The 21,029-nt window shown below is 37.4% G+C and carries 20 protein-coding genes; 6 read left to right on the forward strand and 14 right to left on the reverse strand.

Annotated features, from left to right (window positions below):
• Positions 1–34: 34 nt before the first annotated feature.
• From fabG to yceD, 5 genes are all read right to left on the reverse strand, one after another.
• Entirely contained in the window at positions 35–769 is a 735-nt protein-coding gene (fabG, locus tag ABXH06_RS05960) for a 3-oxoacyl-ACP reductase FabG (RefSeq protein ID WP_311575807.1), read from the reverse strand.
• Between the two features lie 8 nt (positions 770–777).
• Complete coding sequence (gene fabD, locus ABXH06_RS05965; protein WP_353517603.1) at positions 778–1,713, reverse strand: ACP S-malonyltransferase; 936 nt, start codon at positions 1,711–1,713, stop codon at positions 778–780.
• A gap of 160 nt (positions 1,714–1,873) precedes the next feature.
• The gene (gene plsX / locus ABXH06_RS05970; RefSeq protein ID WP_353517762.1) at positions 1,874–2,902 is read right to left on the reverse strand and encodes a phosphate acyltransferase PlsX; all 1,029 of its coding nucleotides are present in this window, start codon (positions 2,900–2,902) and stop codon (positions 1,874–1,876) included.
• 20 nt (positions 2,903–2,922) lie between these two features.
• Positions 2,923–3,093, reverse strand: a complete 171-nt coding sequence (gene rpmF / locus ABXH06_RS05975) for a 50S ribosomal protein L32 (protein WP_116000475.1) — start codon at positions 3,091–3,093, stop codon at positions 2,923–2,925.
• Between the two features lie 37 nt (positions 3,094–3,130).
• A complete protein-coding gene (gene yceD / locus ABXH06_RS05980; protein ID WP_311575815.1) occupies positions 3,131–3,643 on the reverse strand; it encodes a 23S rRNA accumulation protein YceD in 513 nt (170 codons plus the stop codon).
• A gap of 123 nt (positions 3,644–3,766) precedes the next feature.
• Between yceD and ABXH06_RS05985 the strand changes: the two genes are divergently transcribed.
• Complete coding sequence (locus tag ABXH06_RS05985; RefSeq protein WP_353517604.1) at positions 3,767–4,369, forward strand: Maf family protein; 603 nt, start codon at positions 3,767–3,769, stop codon at positions 4,367–4,369.
• A 114-nt stretch (positions 4,370–4,483) separates the two neighbouring features.
• On the opposite strand, the gene pyrF is transcribed toward ABXH06_RS05985, so the two are convergent.
• The 9 genes from pyrF to gyrA all read right to left on the reverse strand — a co-directional run bounded on the left by pyrF (position 4,484) and on the right by gyrA (position 14,956).
• Positions 4,484–5,179 (reverse strand): orotidine-5'-phosphate decarboxylase, encoded by a 696-nt coding sequence (gene pyrF, locus ABXH06_RS05990; protein WP_353517605.1) that lies wholly within the window; start codon positions 5,177–5,179, stop codon positions 4,484–4,486.
• A gap of 153 nt (positions 5,180–5,332) precedes the next feature.
• Complete coding sequence (gene lapB, locus ABXH06_RS05995) at positions 5,333–6,502, reverse strand: lipopolysaccharide assembly protein LapB (protein WP_311575822.1); 1,170 nt, start codon at positions 6,500–6,502, stop codon at positions 5,333–5,335.
• A 9-nt stretch (positions 6,503–6,511) separates the two neighbouring features.
• Positions 6,512–6,748: a lipopolysaccharide assembly protein LapA domain-containing protein gene (locus ABXH06_RS06000; protein ID WP_353517606.1), complete on the reverse strand. Its 237-nt coding sequence runs from the start codon at positions 6,746–6,748 to the stop codon at positions 6,512–6,514.
• A 77-nt stretch (positions 6,749–6,825) separates the two neighbouring features.
• A complete protein-coding gene (gene ihfB / locus ABXH06_RS06005; protein ID WP_311575826.1) occupies positions 6,826–7,113 on the reverse strand; it encodes an integration host factor subunit beta in 288 nt (95 codons plus the stop codon).
• A gap of 90 nt (positions 7,114–7,203) precedes the next feature.
• On the reverse strand, positions 7,204–8,865 hold the full coding sequence (gene rpsA, locus ABXH06_RS06010; protein ID WP_311575828.1) for a 30S ribosomal protein S1: 1,662 nt from the start codon (positions 8,863–8,865) through the stop codon (positions 7,204–7,206).
• 116 nt (positions 8,866–8,981) lie between these two features.
• Positions 8,982–9,680 carry a (d)CMP kinase gene (gene cmk / locus ABXH06_RS06015; RefSeq protein ID WP_353517607.1) on the reverse strand — a complete coding sequence of 233 codons (699 nt, stop codon included), beginning with the start codon at positions 9,678–9,680 and terminating at the stop codon, positions 8,982–8,984.
• A gap of 85 nt (positions 9,681–9,765) precedes the next feature.
• Entirely contained in the window at positions 9,766–11,046 is a 1,281-nt protein-coding gene (gene aroA, locus ABXH06_RS06020; protein ID WP_353517608.1) for a 3-phosphoshikimate 1-carboxyvinyltransferase, read from the reverse strand.
• Position 11,047: 1 nt separating this feature from the next.
• On the reverse strand, positions 11,048–12,133 hold the full coding sequence (gene serC, locus ABXH06_RS06025) for a 3-phosphoserine/phosphohydroxythreonine transaminase (RefSeq protein WP_353517609.1): 1,086 nt from the start codon (positions 12,131–12,133) through the stop codon (positions 11,048–11,050).
• 102 nt (positions 12,134–12,235) lie between these two features.
• Positions 12,236–14,956 (reverse strand): DNA topoisomerase (ATP-hydrolyzing) subunit A, encoded by a 2,721-nt coding sequence (gene gyrA, locus ABXH06_RS06030; RefSeq protein WP_353517610.1) that lies wholly within the window; start codon positions 14,954–14,956, stop codon positions 12,236–12,238.
• Positions 14,957–15,310: 354 nt separating this feature from the next.
• Here gyrA and ubiG point away from each other — a divergent pair, with 354 nt between their 5' ends.
• The 5 genes from ubiG (at position 15,311) to yfaE (ending at position 21,008) form a co-directional block, all read left to right on the forward strand.
• On the forward strand, positions 15,311–16,018 hold the full coding sequence (ubiG, locus tag ABXH06_RS06035) for a bifunctional 2-polyprenyl-6-hydroxyphenol methylase/3-demethylubiquinol 3-O-methyltransferase UbiG (RefSeq protein ID WP_311575839.1): 708 nt from the start codon (positions 15,311–15,313) through the stop codon (positions 16,016–16,018).
• 2 nt (positions 16,019–16,020) lie between these two features.
• A complete protein-coding gene (locus ABXH06_RS06040) occupies positions 16,021–16,701 on the forward strand; it encodes an HAD family hydrolase (RefSeq protein ID WP_353517611.1) in 681 nt (226 codons plus the stop codon).
• Positions 16,702–17,097: 396 nt separating this feature from the next.
• Positions 17,098–19,368: a class 1a ribonucleoside-diphosphate reductase subunit alpha gene (gene nrdA / locus ABXH06_RS06045; RefSeq protein ID WP_353517612.1), complete on the forward strand. Its 2,271-nt coding sequence runs from the start codon at positions 17,098–17,100 to the stop codon at positions 19,366–19,368.
• Positions 19,369–19,499: 131 nt separating this feature from the next.
• Complete coding sequence (gene nrdB, locus ABXH06_RS06050) at positions 19,500–20,630, forward strand: class Ia ribonucleoside-diphosphate reductase subunit beta (RefSeq protein ID WP_311575846.1); 1,131 nt, start codon at positions 19,500–19,502, stop codon at positions 20,628–20,630.
• An 81-nt stretch (positions 20,631–20,711) separates the two neighbouring features.
• A complete protein-coding gene (gene yfaE, locus ABXH06_RS06055) occupies positions 20,712–21,008 on the forward strand; it encodes a class I ribonucleotide reductase maintenance protein YfaE (protein ID WP_503012486.1) in 297 nt (98 codons plus the stop codon).
• Positions 21,009–21,029 lie beyond the last annotated feature (21 nt).

The following is a 21,029-nucleotide window of genomic DNA, read 5'->3' on the forward strand; positions in this document are numbered from 1 at the left end:
CGTGATTAATCAATATCTCAATGTTCAATATTGATTAAACCATGTACATGCCACCGTTTACATGTAATGTTTCACCGGTAATATAAGCGGCGTTATCTGAAGCTAAAAAAGCGACAGCATTAGCAATTTCTTCAGGCTTACCTAAACGATTTGCAGGCACTTGAGAGAATATACCCTCTTTTTGCTCATCTGTTAACGTTTGTGTCATGTCAGTGTCGATAAAGCCTGGAGAAACAGTGTTAACGGTAATGCCACGTGAGGCAACTTCTCGTGCTAATGACTTGGTAAAGCCAATAAGCCCTGCTTTTGCCGTAGCGTAGTTAACTTGACCTGCATTTCCCATAGTTCCAACAACCGAACCAATATTAATGATACGACCATTGCGTTTTTTCATCATAGTACGAATAACCGCTTTACTGATTTTAAAGACAGAAGACAAGTTTGTATCAATAATATCGTGCCATTCATCGTCTTTCATGCGCATAAATAAATTATCACGAGTGATGCCGGCATTATTAATTAAGATATCAACACCGCCAAAGCTATCTTTTATCGATTCAAATAATGACGCTATTGATTCATCACTAGTCACATTTAATACCATGCCTTGACCAGCACCTAAATAATCACTGATTTTTTCAGCACCATGTTCTGAAGTCGCGGTACCGATAACAGTAGCACCTAATGTTTGTAGTTGAGTAGCAATGGCTTTACCGATACCTCGGCTTGCGCCTGTTACCAAAGCAACCTTTCCTTCTAATGAAAACATAATTTTTCCTATTTTATTAATTCTTTTGCTTTTGATAATGAAGCATTATCATTCACTGAAACACATGTAATGGTTTTATTAATTCTTTTAACTAATCCTTGTAATACTTTTCCTGGCCCTGCTTCTACAGCAGTATCAACACCCTTTTCAGCTAATAACTCAATGGTTTCTGTCCATCTAACTGGGCTATAGAGCTGTTTGATCAAAGCTTGTTTTATTGCTTCTATATCATTTTCAACAGCGACATCAACATTATTTATCACGGGAATATTGGGTTGGTGAAACGTAACGGTATTAAATTCTTGAGCTAATTTATCAGCGGCATCTTTCATTAATGCACAGTGAGACGGAACACTGACGGGAAGTGGAAGCACACGCTTAGCGCCCGCTTCTTTACATAATAAGCCAGCACGCTCTACCGCTTCTTTATTGCCCGCAATAACTACTTGACCAGGTGAATTAAAATTCACCGCAGAAACCACTTGTTGTTCTGCTGCCAGTGCACATGCTTCAATGATTTTATCATCACTTAAGCCAATAACAGCGGCCATGGCCCCGACACCTTCAGGTACAGAAGCTTGCATAAACTCACCACGTTTTTCAACCAGCTTGACACCATCGGCTAACGACAAAACTCCTGCACAAACCAATGCCGAGTATTCGCCTAAACTATGACCAGCAATAACTGACGGTGTAGACTCATTTTCTGAGTGCCATAATCGCCATATTGCAACACTCGCCGTTAATAACGCTGGTTGGGTAAAATTAGTTTGGTTGAGTTTTTCTGCCGGACCTTCACTAATTAACTGCCAAAGGTCATACCCTAAAGATTGCGATGCTTCAGAAAATGTTGATTGCACAACAGAATGTTCAGCAAAGTCACTCAACATTGATACACTTTGAGAACCTTGTCCTGGAAAGATAAAGGCTAGATTATTTTTCATTGTAATACCTAAACGATTTAAACATATAATGTTACTGTCTGCGCATTTATAAAGATGCAATAGCAAATAAACAGTAACAACGAAATTTTTAATGACTGTGAATTAAGACGATCGACTTTTAGTCAATTTATTTATTAACTTCTTATCAATACGCACCGACTTATTTGTCCGTTAACCCCAAAGCGAGTTTATTTTTAATTTTCATTGGCACTTGGCGTTCTACTTCTTTCATGGCTTCAGAAATAGCTGATTCGAATGCTAAAACACTCGCATTACCATGACTCTTGATCACAATACCGCGCAATCCTATCAGACTTGCACCATTATACTGGTCGGGGTTCAAGGGTTTAAACAATTTTTTTAAGGAAGTAGCCAGTAATTTGCCGATAAAACGCGCAAATAAATGCTTTGAAAGCACATGCTTTAGTTTTTCATAAACAAGTTTTGCAACACCTTCACAAGTTTTCAAGGCAACATTGCCGACAAAACCATCACAAACAATGACATCCGCTTTATTAGTGAAAATATCATTACCTTCGATGAAACCAACATAGTTGATCGAGCTGTTTTGTTGAAGCTGGCTTGCTGCCATTTTAATGTGATCACTACCTTTTATGTCTTCTTCCCCCATATTCAATAAGGCGATTCGAGGTTTCTCAACTCCATCAACTTCTTCTGCCATGGCAGATCCCATGACACCGAATTGATATAAAATAGTTGAGTCACAAAAAACATTTGCTCCTAAATCAAGCATAAATACATGTTTATTATCTTCGTGAGTGGGTAATGAAGAGATAAGTGCGGGCCTTTCAACTCCTGGCAGTGTTTTTAACACATAATGGGCTGTCGCAAATAATGCCCCTGTGTTACCGGCACTTACACATGCTTGAGCTTTGCCTTCTTTTACGAGATCTAATGCTTTACGCATCGAAGAGTTTTTTTTGTTGCGAAGGGCCGAACTAGGCTTTTCATCCATAGTAACAACTTCTGAAGTTGATAATATAGATAACTGAGGGTGGGTTAACACTTTATGCGCAGATAACAACTCTTGAATAATGTTTTCATCACCACAAAGAATAAGATGTAATCTTTGTGATTTTTGAATTGCAAGAATTGCTGCAGGGATCGTTACAAGGGGGCCTTTATCGCCCCCCATAACATCTAACGCTATGGTTAGATCATTCAAAATATTTTCTACCAAGTAAAAGCTTATTTAGCGATTACTTTAACACCTTTGTAGAAGCCATCAGCTGTTACGTGATGACGACGGTGTGTTTCACCAGATACTGGATCAACTGATAAATTCTCTGCTGTTAAAGCATCGTGTGAACGGCGCATGCCACGTCTTGAACGAGACTTCTTGCTCTTTTGAACTGCCATTTCCTAACTCCTAAAATCAATTGTGAACTCAAACGAGTTACTTAAGTTTTTTTAATACGTCAAATGGATTCGGCTTCTCATGCTCAACAGGCAATTGTCCCCAAACACTATCAGATGGTGACTGACAGTCCTTAAGTTCATGCCTAGGAATTAACGGAATAACGAGTAACAACTCTTCTTCCACTAAATCTCGCAAGTTAACTTCACCATTTTCATCTAATTCAATTGCGTCATAATATGACGGCAAATTTTCAGCGGCTTCTTCATCTTTTACTGGACTAAAAACAAAGTCTATTAAAAGTTTATGCTCAAATGCTTCAGTACACCGCTGACATGTTAAAACAACCGTTGCCGACCCCTTTGCTGATATAAATACCAAACCAAGTTCATCCACACCAAACTCTACTTTAACATGCACATGCTCACTACTGCTCTCACAAGCAGCAAGCAATCTGTTCATTCCCGAAGTTTCAAATATCCCTTCACACTCCAGACTTCGCTGTGCGCTTCTATAAGGGTCAATTGTGATCGGAAGCTTAAGATTCTGCATAAGGCGCGCATAATAAAGCCGTTAAGGCCTGCTGTCAAAAGAAAAATAACTAAATTTGTTTAAATTTTCAATATAGCCCTCATATTAGCAGAAACTGATTAATTTTTGTGTGATATTTACGAAATGAATACTAAATCTATTATTTTGGCGTCAACCTCGCCTTTTAGAAAAAGTTTATTAGAAAAACTCAATATTAGCTTTACATGTGCCAAACCTGAGACAGATGAAACCCCCAAGCTAAATGAAACTCCACAAGCGCATGTTGAACGTTTAGCCATTGACAAAGCTGCGGCTGTAGCAAAACAATCCCCCGAAAGCATAGTAATTGGCTCTGATCAAGTCGCTGTTTGTGATAATGAAATTCTAGGTAAACCTCACACCTTTGAGAATGCCGTAAAACAATTAACTCAATTTAGTGGTAAAAAAGTCACCTTTTATACGGGGCTTTGTGTATTGAACGGTCAAAATAATCAGGTGAAATCATTAGTTGAACCGTTTCATGTACATTTTAATACGCTTAGTCAGCAAGAAATAATTGATTATATTAATTCCGAACAACCACTCAATTGTGCCGGAAGTTTCAAAAGTGAAGGATTAGGGATCTGCTTATTTAAAAAACTTGAAGGCGACGACCCAAATACGTTAATAGGATTACCACTAATTAAGCTTGTTCACTTACTAAAAGAGTTTGATTTTAATGTCTTGGCTAACCAATTAACAAAGTAAACGTGATAATTGGTTTATCACGATAATCTAATGCTTTGATTTTTACTAACGGCCAAATAGTTTGCTATTTAGCCGTTAATTTATATACGAAGAACATTTCAACGAAATGAAATATTATTTGATTGATAAATTGATGTCTTGTAATACTTTTTGAGGCTCTGCGGCCTGAGTAATAGGCCGACCTATAACTAAGTAATCAACACCCACATCGATAGCTTGTTCTGGCGTCATAATACGTTTTTGGTCATCGACACTCGCGCCTAAAGGACGAATTCCTGGCGTGATCAGTTTAAAATCTTTACCCAGGTTATTTTTAAGTGTTTCAGCTTCTTGTGCCGAACATACTACACCGTCAAGCCCGGCAAGTTTAGTTAGGTTTGCCAAGTGCTGCACTTGTTCTCCAGGTGATTTGGTAATACCTAAACCAATTAAATCATCTTCACTCATACTGGTTAATACAGTAACGGCTATTAATAACGGGGCTTTGTCGCCATATGGCGCTAACGCTTCTTTGGCTTTCTGCATCATGGCAAGCCCACCTGAAGCATGAACATTCACCATCCAAACGCCTAATTCAGCTGCTGCCGTAACCGCTTTAGCAACGGTATTCGGAATATCATGAAATTTTAGATCAAGAAAAACATCAAAACCTCGATCGACTAATGCTTTTACAAAGTCAGGACCAAAATAAGTGAACATTTCTTTGCCGACTTTTAATCGACAGTCACTGGGTTGGATTTTATCAACAAAAGCAAATGCATCAGCTTGATTATCAAAATCTAATGCGACTACTACTTTTGGATCATTCATACTTTTTCCTTAATTTTTAACACTAATTATTTATTTTAGTAGGTATTAAGTTTTAAATCAGAGAAAATTAGTTCGAGGAAAAAGCACGGAGCTGACGGTAGTCAGTGAGTACTTTTGACAAAGAAATAGTTTTTCTGATGGCAAAGTTAATTTCTACTCGCCTTCTAGGCCACGCACAGGTTTCAATTGTTCCCAATCATGACATGATGGGCACGACCAATAGTGGGTGCTGCTACTAAAACCACAATTACAACAACTGTATCGTTGTTTAACACTTAAATATGACGATATTAATTCTTTGATCATATCTAAATTTTCATTTTCTTGTGGTGAACTTTGCTCGTTCATCTGCATTTTTATAAAATGTTTAAAGCCCCTGATAGTAGGACGCCTTTTTAAAGCTGATAACATATAGTCTTGTGCTTTTTTTAAACCATGCTTGTTTTCAACAAACGACAAATATTTGATCAGGGCACTACTGCCACCGGTTTCATCGTATACTTTTTTTATAAATTGATAGAATTCATCTTCGTCATTAAGTTGTTGATAACAACTGTGCATTTGCTCAATAACATCAGGAAAAAAGTCTTTATCTTGCGTATAAATATCTTTGTAACACTGACAAGCTTCATCAAATTGTTGATGGTTTTCATAAATTTTTGCCATGAGCCAATTGGCTCGACAAGAGTTAGGGTCATATTTAAGTGCATTTTCTAATAATTCTAATACTTCAATAAATTCATCTTTTTCTAAAGCTAAAGTCGCAAGTTCGCAATAAAAGTTAGCTAAAGTATGAAGTAGTTTTTTATCGTTTGACTTGGCAATGGCTTTATTTAACTCTAAACCATGTTGCCAATCTTTGGTCGATTGATAAATTTGTAATAAATAACTTAATGATTTCAAATTAAAATCTTTCGATTTTAATAATTTATGAAACATTGTTTCAGCGCGGTCATACAAACCGGCACTAAGAAAGTCTTTGCCGAGCTCAAATGCCGCCTGTTGTTTAGCTTTAGACGGTAAATGCTTTTGCCTGACTAAGTGTTCATGAACTTTCAGTGCTCTGTCTAATTCGCCTCGTTTACGAAACAAATTAGCCATCGCGAAATGCGCTTCAACCGTATCATCTTCAACTTTTAATGTTTCTAACAAAAATTCAATGGCTTTATCTTGTTGATTAGATAAAAGATAATTTAAACCAGTGGAATACTTAATCGATAAATCTTGTTTGGCTGAATGATCATTTTGTTTAACACTGTTTCTTCCCATAAACCAGCCATAGCCCATGGCTACTGGTAATAAAAGGAAAAGTAGTTCTAACATTGGCGTGTTTTAACCTTTATTGCTAATTGGCTTAGGTTTTACCATTCGTACAAATTTCCACAAGAGTGAAAAAAATATACCAAGGAAAAAACCAATAATAGTAAACAAGCTTACTGCTGCTGCGACAGATAATTCTGCTCGAGCAATAATATAATTTAAGGTGATCATTTGGTTATTTTGACTACCAAAGACAAAGGCAATAACAAGTAAGGTAATCACTAAGATTAAGGTTATATATATTTTCAAAGTATTCACCGTTCATTTTGATAATATAAACAAAAAAAAGGCATGCTAAAGCATGCCGTTTTCATATAATTTTTCGATTACGTTAAGGACAGATTTACCCTTTCACGTAATTCTTTGCCGGGTTTAAAGTGTGGAACATATTTTCCAGCAAGTTCAACTGACTCACCAGTTTTAGGGTTCCTACCAACGCGTGGTGCACGATAATGCAAAGAGAAACTACCAAAGCCTCTGATTTCTATGCGCTCACCTTTGGATAAGGTTTGTGCCATCATTTCAAGAATTTCTTTAATTGCTTGTTCTACATCTTTTGCAGATAAATGATTAAGTTTATCCGCTAATCTTTCAATGAGTTCTGATTTGGTCATTCGACCCCCCAGTGTCATATAGCATCACGCCAATGGAAATTAAAATAGAGAAAAGTTTTATTTAAAACTTTTCTCTGTCCCAGCTAAAAATTAATTTTTAGCGTTTTTGAACGCTGCAGCCATAGCACTTAAACCAGTATCTTCTTCTTGGTTTAAGTTATCCATTGCTTCACGCTCATCTGCTTGATCTTTCGCTTTGATTGATAAGCTAATAGTGCGGTTCTTACGATCAACACCCATAAACTTAGTTTCAACACTATCACCAACAGATAATTCAGTGCTTGCATCTTCGATACGATCACGAGAGATGTCTGAAACACGTAAGTAACCTTCAACGCCTTCTACTAATTCAATCTTAGCACCTTTAGCGTCTACTTCAACTACCTTACCTGTAACAATAGCACCTTTTTTGTTATCTGCAAGGTATTGATTAAATGGATCATCTTCAGTTTGCTTAACACCTAACGAGATACGCTCACGTTCTGGGTCAACTTGAAGTACCACAGCAGAAATTTCATCACCTTTCTTGTATTCACGAACAGCTTCTTCACCGCCAGCCCATGAAATGTCAGATAAGTGAACCAAACCATCAATGCCACCGTCAAGACCAATGAAGATACCAAAGTCAGTAATTGACTTGATCTTACCTGATACTTTATCACCTTTGTTGAAGTTTTTAGCAAACTCTTCCCAAGGGTTCGGGATACATTGTTTAAGACCAAGAGAAATACGACGACGTTCTTCGTCAATTTCTAATACCATTACTTCAACAGTATCGCCTAAGTTAACAACTTTAGATGGGTGGATGTTTTTGTTTGTCCAATCCATTTCAGAAACGTGAACTAAACCTTCAACGCCTTCTTGGATTTCAACAAAACAACCGTAGTCAGTTAAGTTAGTCACGCGACCAGAAAGTTTAGCACCTTCAGGGTAACGCTTAGCAATTGCTACCCATGGATCTTCACCTAACTGCTTCATACCTAGAGAAACACGAGTGCGCTCACGGTCAAATTTCAATACTTTAACTTGTATTTCATCGCCAACATTTACGATTTCACTTGGGTGCTTAACGCGCTTCCAAGCCATATCTGTAATGTGTAATAGGCCGTCAATGCCGCCTAAATCAACAAACGCACCGTAATCAGTTAAGTTCTTAACGATACCTTTAACTTCGATACCTTCAGCTAACGATTCTAATAATGCGTCACGTTCTACGCTGCTTTCTGATTCGATAACTGCGCGACGAGAAACAACAACGTTATTACGCTTTTGATCAAGCTTAATAACTTTGAATTCTAAATCTTTACCTTCAAGGTGAGCTGTGTCACGTACTGGACGTACATCAACTAATGAACCCGGTAAGAAAGCACGAATATTGCTAACTTCAACCGTGAAACCACCTTTAACTTTACCGTTGATAACACCGATAACAGTTTCTTTTTCTTCGTATGCTTTTTCAAGCACTTGCCAAGCTTCGTGACGTTTTGCTTTTTCACGAGAAAGAATTGTCTCACCGAAACCATCATCAGTTGCATCTAATGCAACATCAATTTCGTCACCAACATTAATTTCTACTTCACCAGCAGTGTTTTTAAACTGATCGATAGAGATTACAGATTCAGATTTTAAGCCTGCGTCAACTAAAACGTTGTCTTTGTTGATGGCTACCACAGTTCCTTTAATAATTGAACCGGGACGTGTTTCGATTTCTTTTAAACTTTCTTCAAAAAGTTGTGCAAAATTTTCAGTCATAATGTCTCTAGAGCATTAATTGCTCAATATTTTTTAAATCCAATCAACTTACATGTTTCATGGGGTTGTTAATAAGACCTAATGCATCCTTACGTTAGGTAATTTCACTAATATTTTTATTTAATATTAGTCGTTTGTGTTAATTTTTCATTCGCAAATGAAAGGATTTTCCTGACTACTTCTACTATAGAAAGTTCAGTAGAATCAACTATTAACGCACCTTCTGCTGGGACCAGCGGAGCAACCTTACGGTTTTCATCTCGCTCATCTCGCTGACGTATGTCATCCAAAAGGCGCCCGATTTTAACATCAAAGCCTTTTGCTTTCAACTGATTAAAACGACGCTCAGCTCGTTCTTCTGCGCTTGCCGTTAAAAATACTTTCACCGGAGCATCGATAAACACCACCGTTCCCATATCTCTTCCATCAGCGACAAGCCCTGGAGAAACTTTGAACGCTCTTTGACGACGTAATAATGCTTCTCTCACTCTTGGGAAGGCTGCCACTTTTGAGGCAATAGCACCTATTTCTTCGGTACGAATACTGTTAGTAACGTCTTCACCTTCGAGGATAACTTTACTTTCACCCTCGTGAGATATTTCAAATTGCACATCTAAATGAGCGGCAATAGGAATTAATGGTTCTTCCTCATCAATAGTTAGATGATGATGTTGTGTTGCTACAGCTAAAACACGGTAAATAGCACCACTATCTAGTAAATGCCAACCTAACTGCTCTGCAACTAGTCGAGCAGCGGTTCCTTTGCCAGCACCACTTGGTCCATCAATAGTGATTACAGGTACATTTTCCTGCATGCATTTTTCTCCTAAAGTCGAAAATCGGCGGCATTATACGGGATTTGAATAGCAAAATCGCGTATAAAATTATTCTGTAACAAAATTAGCAAGAAACTTGCGCCAATTTTTCAAAATAATCAGGAAAAGTTTTTGCTGTACATTTAGGGTCATTAATCGTGACAGGTGTATCACTTAACGCGACTAATGAGAAACACATGGCCACTCGATGATCATTGTAGGTATCAATTTCTGCATGTTGAAGTTTAGTTGGCGGCGTGATCGTAATAAAATCATCACCTTCAATCACTTCAGCACCGACTTTCCGTAATTCTGTCGCCATTGCAGCTAAGCGATCGGTTTCTTTGACCCGCCAATTATAAATATTACTAATAGTGGTGGTACCTTTCGCAAACAGTGCAGTCGTTGCAATAGTCATCGCTGCATCAGGGATATGATTCATATCCATATCAACGCTGACAAGTGGTTTACCTTTTACCGTGATTGACTCATCTTGCCAAGTAACTTCAGCGCCCATTTTTTCAAGAACATCAGCAAAATGTTTATCACCTTGAACACTTAATTTACCGACACCATGTACCGTGACTTCGCCGCCTTTAATCGCTCCAGCAGCTAAAAAATAAGACGCAGAAGATGCATCACCTTCTACCATATATTTTTCAACGGCTTGATAACTTTGATTACCTTTCACACTAAATGATTGATAATTGTTATTGTGCACTTCTACACCAAAGCGACTCATTATATTGAGTGTGATATCAATATAAGGTTTTGACACTAACTCACCTTCTATATTAATTTGTGTATCTGTAGTCAACAAAGGGGTGATCATTAAAATTGCGGTTAGAAATTGACTAGAGATAGAGCCATCAATACTTACTTGACTCCCCGTTAATGCCTTCCCTTTGATTTTTACCGGCGGATAGTCAGGGTTTTCTAGATATTCTATATCAGCTTCAAGTTGTGTTAATGCATTAACTAAGTGACCAATTGGTCTTTCTTTCATTCTTGGCTCGCCTGTTAGAATGAATTCCCCTTGACTGGCGGCTAATGCGGCACACAAAGGACGCATTGCAGTTCCTGCATTGCCTAAATACAATTCAACGGCTGAATCAACATTGAAAAAACCGCCATTACCAACAACCGTACATTCAGTACCGCAATCGCTAAGCGTATAATTGATATTTAATATTTTTAAAGCATCTAACATATGATTAATGTCGTCACTAACCAAAAGGTTGGTGATTTTAGTTTCACCTTTAGCAAGTGCAGCAATTAATAAAGCGCGATTAGATAAACTTTTTGAACCAGGCAGAAAAACTTCACCTTGAATTTTATCGATTGGATTTAGTGTTAACTGTTCCATATTATTTAATCCCCTGTTCAAAGTTTTTCATAAAGGCAACTAGTTTTTCGACACCCGCTAAAGGCATAGCATTATAAATACTAGCGCGCATGCCACCGACAATACGGTGCCCTTTTAATGCCAATAAGCCTTGCGACTCTGCTTGGCGTAAAAATTCATCGTTTAATGATTCATCTTCCAGCCAAAAAGGCACATTCATGCGACTGCGAAACTCGTTGGCGATACTATTTTTATAGAAAGAACTTTGATCGACATAATCATAGATAAGTTGAGCTTTACGTTGATTAATGCTTTCAATAGCGCTAACACCACCTACACTTTTTAACCATTCAAATACTAAACCTGCTAAGTACCACGCGTAAGTTGGTGGAGTGTTATACATTGAGTCATTATCGGCACTGGTTTTATAATTCATAATACAAGGAGTCTCTTGACGAGCCTTACCTAATAAATCTTCCCGCACGATAACGATGGTTAACCCTGAAGGTCCGATATTTTTTTGCGCGCCTGCGTAAATTACCCCAAACTTACTGACATCGATTTGATGAGATAAAATTGTCGATGACATATCTGCTACAAGAGGAATATCACCAAAATCAGGAATATCGAACATTTCAATGCCGTCAACGGTTTCATTCGGGCAATAATGAACATAAGCAGAATCTTTGGATATGTCCCATTGAGCGGAAGGTTTTACAACTGTTTTACCGTCAATTTCTTCTACAACATTCAGTACATTTATTTCACCAAAATTTTCAGCTTCTTTTGCCGCGGCTTTCGACCAAGAGCCAGAAACAACATAATCAGCTTTACCACCTGCAGGTAATAAATTTAAGGGAACGGCTGAAAACTGTCCTCGACCACCGCCGTGACAAAAGAGCACCTTGTAGTTTTGTGGGATGGCCATTAATTCACGTAAATTTTTCTCCGCTTCATCAGCCAGTGCCATAAAATCTTTACTTCGATGACTTAACTCCATGACTGAACAGCCCGTATCTTGCCAATTAATAAACTCTTGTTGAGCTTTCTTCATCACTTGGGTGGGTAACATTGCGGGACCAGCACAAAAATTATAGACAACAGACATGAGAAACTAAAACCTTAATAATAAAATATAAAATGAATATGTGTTTTTTACACAAAAAAATAGGCGGTTAACACCGCCTATTTTTCTGGTTTGCAGTGTTAACTATTCGTTTTCACCATCACTGAGATTTTCATCATTCTCAGGATCAGGTGTTTGTTCCGATGACGGTTCTTCAGTTGAAGTTTCAGATGTTTCACCCTCTGTTACTTCACCTTCAATAATTGAGTCATCTTCTTCAATTTCATCAATGCGTTGTAACGCGACAACATGTTCTTCTTCCGTTGTGCGGATTATACGAACACCTTGCGTATTACGACCAATGATACTTACTTCATTAACGCGCGTACGAACTAAAGTACCGTTATCAGTGATTAACATGATTTCATCAAGATCTTCCACTTGTACAGCACCAACAACAGGACCGTTTCGATCACTGACTTTAATTGATACGACACCTTTGGTTGCACGACTTTTCGCTGGATATTCAGCTAAATCAGTACGTTTGCCGTAACCATTTTGCGTGATAGTCAAAATGGCGCCATCGTTCTTAGGAACAATCAGTGAAACAACTTTCTGTTCGCCTTCAAGCTTGATACCACGAACACCCGTTGCTGTACGTCCCATCGCTCTTAACGCATGAATTTCTTCACCGGTTTCAGGGTCAATTTTCACTTCACCTGTTTCGCTATCTCGAGCTTTTTCATTGAAACGAACCACTTTACCCGCATCTGAGAACAACATAATGTCATTTTCACCATTGGTGATATCAACACCAATTAAAGTGTCATCATCGCGTAAATTCAAGGCAATAATACCGTTAGCACGTTGATTAGAATACGCTGTTAAAGGCGTTTTCTTAACTGTACCAGAAGCAGTTGCCATGATAATAAACTTATCATCTTCGTATTCACGTACCGGTAAAATAGCCGTGATACGTTCGTTTTCTTCAAGAGGTAATAAATTAACAATTGGACGACCACGTGCCGTTCTACTTGCTAATGGTAATTGGTAAACTTTCAACCAATATAACTTACCGCGATTTGAAAAACATAAAATAGTGTCATGCGTATTGGCAACTAATAAACGTTCGATGAAATCTTCTTCTTTCATCTTCGTTGCCGCTTTACCTTTACCACCTCGACGTTGCGCTTGGTAATCGGATAATATTTGATATTTTACGTAGCCTTCACTTGAAAGCGTAACGACCACATCTTCTTCACAAATTAAGTCTTCTAAAGATAAATCATGTGACGCATTGGTAATTTCGGTACGGCGTTCATCGCCAAACTCATCTCGAATTAATTCTAATTCTTCGCGGATAACTTCCATTAAACGCTCTGGGCTAGCAAGAATATGCATTAATTCACCAATAAGGTCTAATAACGCTTTGTACTCACTTAGAATTTTTTCGTGTTCCATGCCTGACAATTTATACAATTGTAAATCAACAATTGCTTTTGCTTGTTCAGCCGTTAAATAATACAAACCTTCACGAATGCCATATTGTGGCTCTAACCACTCAGGACGTGCAGCGTCAGTACCGGCACTTTCAAGCATGCCACTAACATTTCCAAGTTCCCAACCTTGAGCAATTAATTTTTCTTCGGCTTCTTTACGGTTACTTGATTCTTTAATCAACTTAATTATAGGGTCGATGTTCGCTAACGCTATCGACAAACCTTCTAAGATATGCGCGCGGTCACGTGCTTTACGTAATTCGAAAATCGTACGACGAGTGACGACTTCACGACGATGAAGCACAAAGGCTTCAAGCATTTCTTTTAAGTTAAATAATTTAGGTTGGCCATTAGTTAACGCCACCATATTTAAGCCAAAAGACACTTGCATTTGAGTCAGTTTGTATAAGTTATTTAAAACCACTTCACCGACATCACCACGTTTTACTTCAATGACCATACGCATGCCGTCTTTATCAGACTCATCACGTAACGCAGAAATACCTTCTAAACGTTTTTCTTTAACAAGCTCAGCCATTTTTTCAATTAAACGAGCTTTGTTCACCTGATAAGGAAGTTCATGTACTACGATGGTTTCTTTGCCTGAGTTTTCATTGACTTCAATTTCAGCACGGGCACGAATTTTTATTTTACCGCGACCGGTTTTATAAGCTTCTTCTATGCCAGCTCGGCCACTGATAATACCCGATGTAGGGAAATCAGGACCTGGAATATGGGTTAACAACTCATCAATAGTAATATCGCTATTTTCAATTAACGCTAAACAGCCATTAATCACTTCGGTTAAATTGTGTGGCGGAATATTAGTCGCCATACCAACCGCGATACCAGAAGAACCATTCACCAATAAAGCAGGAATGCGTGTAGGCATCACCGCAGGAATATGTTCAGTACCATCATAGTTAGGTACAAAGTCTACCGTTTCTTTATCAAGATCAGCCAAAATTGAATGAGATATTTTGTTCATTCTAATTTCGGTGTAACGCATTGCGGCTGCAGAATCACCGTCAACAGAGCCAAAGTTACCTTGACCGTCAACTAACATGTAACGCATGGAGAAATCTTGTGCCATGCGAACAATAGTATCGTATACAGCAGTATCACCATGTGGGTGATATTTACCGATTACATCACCAACCACACGGGCTGATTTTTTGTAAGGTTTGTTATAGTCATTACCTAAAACATTCATCGCAAAAAGAACTCGGCGATGCACTGGTTTTAAACCATCTCGAACGTCAGGTAACGCTCGTCCTACAATTACGCTCATTGCATAATCTAAATAGGAGCTTTTAAGCTCATCTTCAATATTGACTGGTGCAATATTTTTTGCCAGATCGGTCATATAACGACGGTATCCCTAAATGTGAATTTGGAAATTATTATTGTTAAAATCGCAGCGATATTATCATAAAAAACAATGAGACTATACTGCTTTATAACATCACATTCTGCTTTGGTTAGCGATGTAATTCAAGTGATAATTTTAAACAAAGTGATTTAAGATAAAAACCCTGGGATAAACCGAATACTTACCAATTTAGTTCAATTTATTCATAGAGTTAAATAAATGGTCGATAATTAAACAATCCGGATACAATTACGATTTAAGATTTATTAAACTAACTTTTTCATTTACTAGTCGAATTAATCTCTTTGGTTTAGAATGCATTTCATCTTTATTTGAATGTCTCTGCATATGTCTAATCAACAAAACGTAAATCAAGAAGAAATTGCTAAGTTTGAAAAAGTAGCCAGCCAATGGTGGGAATTAGATGGCGATTTTAAACCCTTACATCAAATCAATCCTTTAAGACGACAATTTATCATTCAGCATGCCCAAAACATTTATGGTAAAACGATAATAGATGTTGGTTGTGGTGGCGGTATTCTGGCCGAGAGTTTAGCGAAATTAGGTGCTCAGGTAACTGGTATAGATATGGGAGAAGAGCCTTTAAATGTAGCAAAACTTCACGCCCTTGAAGCCAATGTAAAAGTAAACTATGAAAAAATTACCGCTGAAGAGAAAGCAGAACATCATCCAGAATTTTTCGATGTGGTTACCTGTATGGAAATGCTCGAACATGTTCCTGATCCTGCCTCTATTATTCAAGCTTGCAGTAAGATGGTGAAACCAGGCGGTTACGTATTCTTCTCTACATTAAATAAAACCATCAAGTCTTATTTATTAGCGATAGTTGCTGCAGAAAAAGTGTTTAAATTGGTGCCTGATGGTACGCATGACCATGCACATTTTATTCGCCCCTCACAATTAATAAGTTGGGCCGAAGCAAATGATTTAAAATGTATTGATGCTGCAGGTATCCATTACAATCCGTTAACCGAAAATCATAAATTAATTGAATCATTAGACGTCAACTATATTTTATGTTGTCAAAAGGTTTAACCATGACGATAAAAACACCAAGCGATGTCCTCAACAATACCCAAGCGGTACTCTTTGATCTTGACGGTACTTTATTAGATACCGCCAATGATTTAGGTGAAGCATTAAATTTTGTATTGCGTAAATATCATTTACCCGAGGTCCCACAAGCGATTTATCGACCCGTCGCTTCAGATGGTGCATTAGGCTTATTAACATTAGGCTTTAATTCACAATTGAAAAACTATGATTATGATGTATTAAGAACACAGTTTTTGAATTTTTATCAAGAAAATATTGCTCGACAGACTTGTTTATATCCTGGTGTGACCGAGTTATTAACCCGTTTAAATACCGACAATATCCCTTGGGGAATAGTAACCAATAAGCCCGAGGGTTTAACAAAACAATTACTGCCCTCTTTCATTGAACTTGAGCAATGTGCAGTTATGGTAGGGGGCGATACTTTACCGCAAAGAAAACCAGATCCTGAACCTTTATTTTATGCATGCGAAACCATAAAAGTTGATCCAAAGCACTGTCTTTATGTTGGCGATGCCATAAGAGATATAGAAGCAGGTAATCGAGCAGGTATGAAAACATTCGTTGCACAATGGGGATATATTAAATCCACAGATAATATTCATGAGTGGCAAGCAGATTACATTCTAAAATCCCCACAAGATTTATTATTGATTAGATAATCGACAACTGACTACTTATAAAGCAATTACTGTAAATGATTGAATTAAAAAGATAATTTAAATCATATTACCAAACGTAATATAGATAGTAAAATTATCACTAAAATAAATATACTGATGTTTTCGTGATAAAAAAAAATGTAAAAAGATATTGCGTTTCGCAAAAATCAAATTGAAAAGACCATACTAAGTTAGTTGTCACTAACATAGATTTAAACGGGTTTATCTAGAGCAAAATATCGCCTTTTTTAGTGCTTGCAATAAAGCTTAAACCTCATTATCTTGTGATCAGTTTTATGTTTACACCCAAGATGTAGTGCATTGCTGAATTTTGCCCATCTTCCGTAAATATCCACCTAAATAATTAAAACAATAAAATTAATAAACAGGTTTTTCATGACTAACAATCTTTTTGTAACCAAGCGTAACGGCGAAAAAGAACCCATCGATTTAGAGAAAATTCACCAAGTGATCGCTTGGGCTGCTGAAGACTTAGATAATGTATCTGTCTCGCAGGTAGAACTGAAATCTCATATTCAATTTTATGACGGTATTAAAACCGAAGATATTCATGAAACCATCATCAAAGCAGCAGCTGATTTAATTTCAGAGGAGACCCCTGATTATCAGTTTTTGTCTGCACGTTTAGCGATATTCCATTTACGGAAAAAAGCTTACGGACAATTTGAGCCACCTAAATTATATCCACATGTGGTGAATCTTGTTGAATTAGGAAAATATGATCAACATTTGCTTGCCGATTATACGCAAGAAGAATTCGAACAAATGGAAAGCTTTTTAGATCACCGCCGAGATTTAAATTTTAGCTACGCGGCCGTTAAGCAGCTAGAAGGTAAATATTTAGTTCAAAACCGCGTTACTGGTGAAATTTACGAAAGCGCTCAATTTTTGTATATATTGGTCGCTGCTTGTTTATTTGCAAAATACCCTCAAGAGACGCGTTTAAGCTATATCGAAGGTTTTTATAACGCAATCTCTACATTTAAAATTTCATTACCAACGCCAATAATGGCTGGGGTACGAACACCTACCCGCCAGTTTTCTTCATGTGTTTTAATTGAATGTGGTGATAGTTTAGATTCGATTAATGCCGCCTCAAGCTCAATTGTTAAATATGTATCTCAACGTGCTGGTATTGGTATTAATGCGGGAAGAATTCGCGCATTAGGTAGCTCTATTCGAAATGGTGAAGCGTTTCACACAGGTTGTATCCCTTTTTATAAACACTTTCAAACAGCGGTTAAAAGCTGTTCTCAAGGCGGTGTACGTGGTGGTGCTGCTACCCTATTTTACCCACTTTGGCATTTAGAAGTTGAAAGTTTACTGGTACTAAAAAATAACCGTGGTGTTGAAGAAAACCGTGTTCGTCACTTAGATTACGGTGTTCAGTTTAATAAAGTCATGTATCAACGATTAATCAAAGGTGAATCCATTACGTTATTTAGTCCAAGTGATGTACCTGGTTTATATGATGCCTTTTTCGAAGATCAAGATGAATTTGAACGTTTATATTTACAATATGAAGCTGATGACTCTATTCGTAAAAAGTGCATTAAAGCAATTGAATTATTTACGTTATTTGCTCAAGAGCGTGCAAGTACAGGTCGTATTTATTTACAAAACGTTGATCACTGTAATACTCATAGCCCATTTAATCCAGAAGTTGCGCCAATTAGACAAAGTAACCTTTGTTTAGAGATTGCCTTACCAACGAAACCATTAAATGACATTAATGATCCCGAAGGTGAAATAGCCCTTTGTACGTTATCAGCGTTCAATTTAGGTGCGATTGAAAGCTTAGATGAATTAGAAGGTTTAGCCGATTTAGCTGTGCGAGCATTAGATAATTTATTAGATTATCAAGATTACCCAATGCCAGCCGCTGAAAATGCAACTTTTGGCCGAAGAACCTTAGGTATAGGCGTTATAAATTACGCTTATTACTTAGCAAAAAATGGTGTTTTTTACTCAAACGGGAGTGCGAATAACTTAACGCACAGAACGTTTGAAGCCATTCAGTTCTATTTATTACAAGCATCAAATAAGTTAGCCATTGAACAAGGCGCTTGTCCTAAGTTCAATGAAACTCGTCTATCGCAAGGTATTTTACCTATCGATACTTATAAAAAAGAAATCGATAATATCACTGGCGAGCCTTTACATTTAGATTGGGAAGGATTACGAGAAAGCATTAAAAAACATGGTGTAAGAAATTCAACAGTTTCCGCTTTGATGCCATCAGAAACATCATCGCAAATATCAAATGCCACCAACGGTATCGAGCCTCCTCGTGGTTTGATCAGCGTAAAAGCAAGTAAAGATGGTATTTTAAAACAAGTTGTACCTGAGTATGAAAAACTAAAAGATAACTATGAGTTATTATGGAATATTCCAAATAATGAAGGTTACTTACAACTTGTTGGTATTATGCAAAAATTTGTTGATCAAACGATTTCTGCCAACACCAATTATGATCCTTCTAAATTTGAAGGGGGTAAAGTACCGGTCAAACAAATTCTAAAAGACCTACTTACCGCTTATAAACTTGGTGTGAAAACGATGTATTATCACAATACCCGAGATGGTGCTGATGATCAGGTTGAAGTTGAAAGTGACGACTGTGCCGGCGGCGCTTGTAAAATATAAATGCTATTTAAACGCTTAATTATCAATAATTAAGCGTTATTCTTTCAATGAATAAAACACTAAAATAATAACAATTTATCCTTTAGATATGTTGAAACAATGCAAAAGATTATTGTTTCTAGGAGCACTACATGACCTACAGTACATTTAACCAAACTCCCAACAATGCTTTATTAGAGCCGATGTTTTTGGGAAATAGTGTAAATGTCTCGCGCTACGATCAGCAACGTTATGTTGCTTTTGAAAAGCTGATTGAAAAGCAATTATCATTTTTTTGGCGCCCTGAAGAAATTGATGTATCAAAAGACAGAGCAGATTGGCAAGGATTAACCAGTTCTGAAAAACATATCTTTATTTCAAATTTAAAGTACCAAACCTTATTAGATAGTATGGCAGCACGCTCTGTTAACGCCGTTCTATTGCCGTTAGTATCCTTACCTGAAGTTGAAACTTGGGTAGAAACATGGGCGTTTAGTGAGACCATTCATTCACGTTCTTATACGCACATATTACGTAATTTATTTACCGACCCAAGTGAAGTATTTGACGATATCGTTGTCAATCCAGCTATTTTAAAACGCGCGAGCAGTATCGCTAAATACTTTGATGATGTGATCATCACAACACAACTTCTGCAATCACAAGGCGAAGGGGTTTATGACGTAAACGGGGAAAGTATTGAAGTAACCCAACGTAAATTAAAAGAACGCTTGTTTCTGGCGATTTGCTCAGTAAATGCTTTAGAAGCAATCCGCTTTTATGTTAGCTTTGCCTGTTCTTTTGCTTTTGCTGAACGTGAATTACTCGAAGGTAACGCGAAAATAATTAAACTGATTGCCCGTGATGAAGCCTTGCACTTAACAGGTACTCAACATATTTTAAATAACTGGATTTCGGGCAAAGACGATCCCGAAATGAAAGAAATTGCTGAAACTCTAAAAGATGAAGGCTTACAAATTTTTATCGATGTGGTTGATCAAGAAAAAGAATGGGCACAATATCTTTTCAAAGATGGCTCTATGATTGGCTTAAACGCTGAAATTTTAAATCAGTATATCGAATATATCAGTAATCAACGATTAGCCGCCATCGGCTTTGACGCTCCTTTTGCGATTAAGAGTAATCCATTACCTTGGATGAACGCCTATTTGGTCAGTGATAATGTTCAAGTAGCTCCACAAGAAACTGAAATTTCAAGCTATCTTGTTGGGCAAGTTGACTCTTCAGTATCTAGTAACGATTTTGATGATTTTGACCTTTAAAAATGTCCCCTGCTATTTACTTTAGCATTTTGAATTATGTTACCTCTTTCATGACAAATTACCCTATGTCGAGAAAGCTTAATGACTAATGCTAAAGTACCTAGCGACGATGCGATGAACAATACGTTTATCATCACGGTGGAAGAACAAAACATTAATTTTGATCCTAACGATAAGACATTATTAAATAATTTAGAAAAAAATAATGTCGAAGTTCACTATCACTGCCGTGATGGATTTTGTGGTGCATGTCGTGTGACCTTAGCCGAGGGAAAAATCCACTATCCTAATGGGGAGCCGCTGGCTTTTGTCGGCGAAAATGAAATATTACCTTGCTGTTGCATCCCCGCTTCAAATATTCGTTTGATCATCGAATAAGTATTAACACCGACGTTTAGT

Source organism: Thalassotalea sp. SU-HH00458, assembly GCF_040362795.1.
In the GTDB taxonomy this organism is placed as follows: Bacteria; Pseudomonadota; Gammaproteobacteria; order Enterobacterales; family Alteromonadaceae; genus Thalassotalea_H; species Thalassotalea_H castellviae.

Bases quoted from the DNA above. Each gene is read 5' to 3' on its own strand.
- ubiG (WP_311575839.1), top strand. From the start codon at position 15,311: ATGTCTAATCAACAAAACGTAAATCAAGAAGAAATTGCTAAGTTTGAA.
- pyrF (WP_353517605.1), bottom strand. From the start codon at position 5,179: ATGAATGATCCAAAAGTAGTAGTCGCATTAGATTTTGATAATCAAGCT.
- ihfB (WP_311575826.1), bottom strand. From the start codon at position 7,113: ATGACCAAATCAGAACTCATTGAAAGATTAGCGGATAAACTTAATCAT.
- yfaE (WP_503012486.1), top strand. From the start codon at position 20,712: ATGACTAATGCTAAAGTACCTAGCGACGATGCGATGAACAATACGTTT.
- gyrA (WP_353517610.1), bottom strand. From the start codon at position 14,956: ATGACCGATCTGGCAAAAAATATTGCACCAGTCAATATTGAAGATGAG.
- serC (WP_353517609.1), bottom strand. From the start codon at position 12,133: ATGTCTGTTGTCTATAATTTTTGTGCTGGTCCCGCAATGTTACCCACC.
- rpsA (WP_311575828.1), bottom strand. From the start codon at position 8,865: ATGACTGAAAATTTTGCACAACTTTTTGAAGAAAGTTTAAAAGAAATC.
- lapB (WP_311575822.1), bottom strand. From the start codon at position 6,502: ATGTTAGAACTACTTTTCCTTTTATTACCAGTAGCCATGGGCTATGGC.
- yceD (WP_311575815.1), bottom strand. From the start codon at position 3,643: ATGCAGAATCTTAAGCTTCCGATCACAATTGACCCTTATAGAAGCGCA.
- fabD (WP_353517603.1), bottom strand. From the start codon at position 1,713: ATGAAAAATAATCTAGCCTTTATCTTTCCAGGACAAGGTTCTCAAAGT.
- ABXH06_RS06040 (WP_353517611.1), top strand. From the start codon at position 16,021: ATGACGATAAAAACACCAAGCGATGTCCTCAACAATACCCAAGCGGTA.
- cmk (WP_353517607.1), bottom strand. From the start codon at position 9,680: ATGCAGGAAAATGTACCTGTAATCACTATTGATGGACCAAGTGGTGCT.
- rpmF (WP_116000475.1), bottom strand. From the start codon at position 3,093: ATGGCAGTTCAAAAGAGCAAGAAGTCTCGTTCAAGACGTGGCATGCGC.
- fabG (WP_311575807.1), bottom strand. From the start codon at position 769: ATGTTTTCATTAGAAGGAAAGGTTGCTTTGGTAACAGGCGCAAGCCGA.
- nrdA (WP_353517612.1), top strand. From the start codon at position 17,098: ATGACTAACAATCTTTTTGTAACCAAGCGTAACGGCGAAAAAGAACCC.
- ABXH06_RS05985 (WP_353517604.1), top strand. From the start codon at position 3,767: ATGAATACTAAATCTATTATTTTGGCGTCAACCTCGCCTTTTAGAAAA.
- aroA (WP_353517608.1), bottom strand. From the start codon at position 11,046: ATGGAACAGTTAACACTAAATCCAATCGATAAAATTCAAGGTGAAGTT.
- nrdB (WP_311575846.1), top strand. From the start codon at position 19,500: ATGACCTACAGTACATTTAACCAAACTCCCAACAATGCTTTATTAGAG.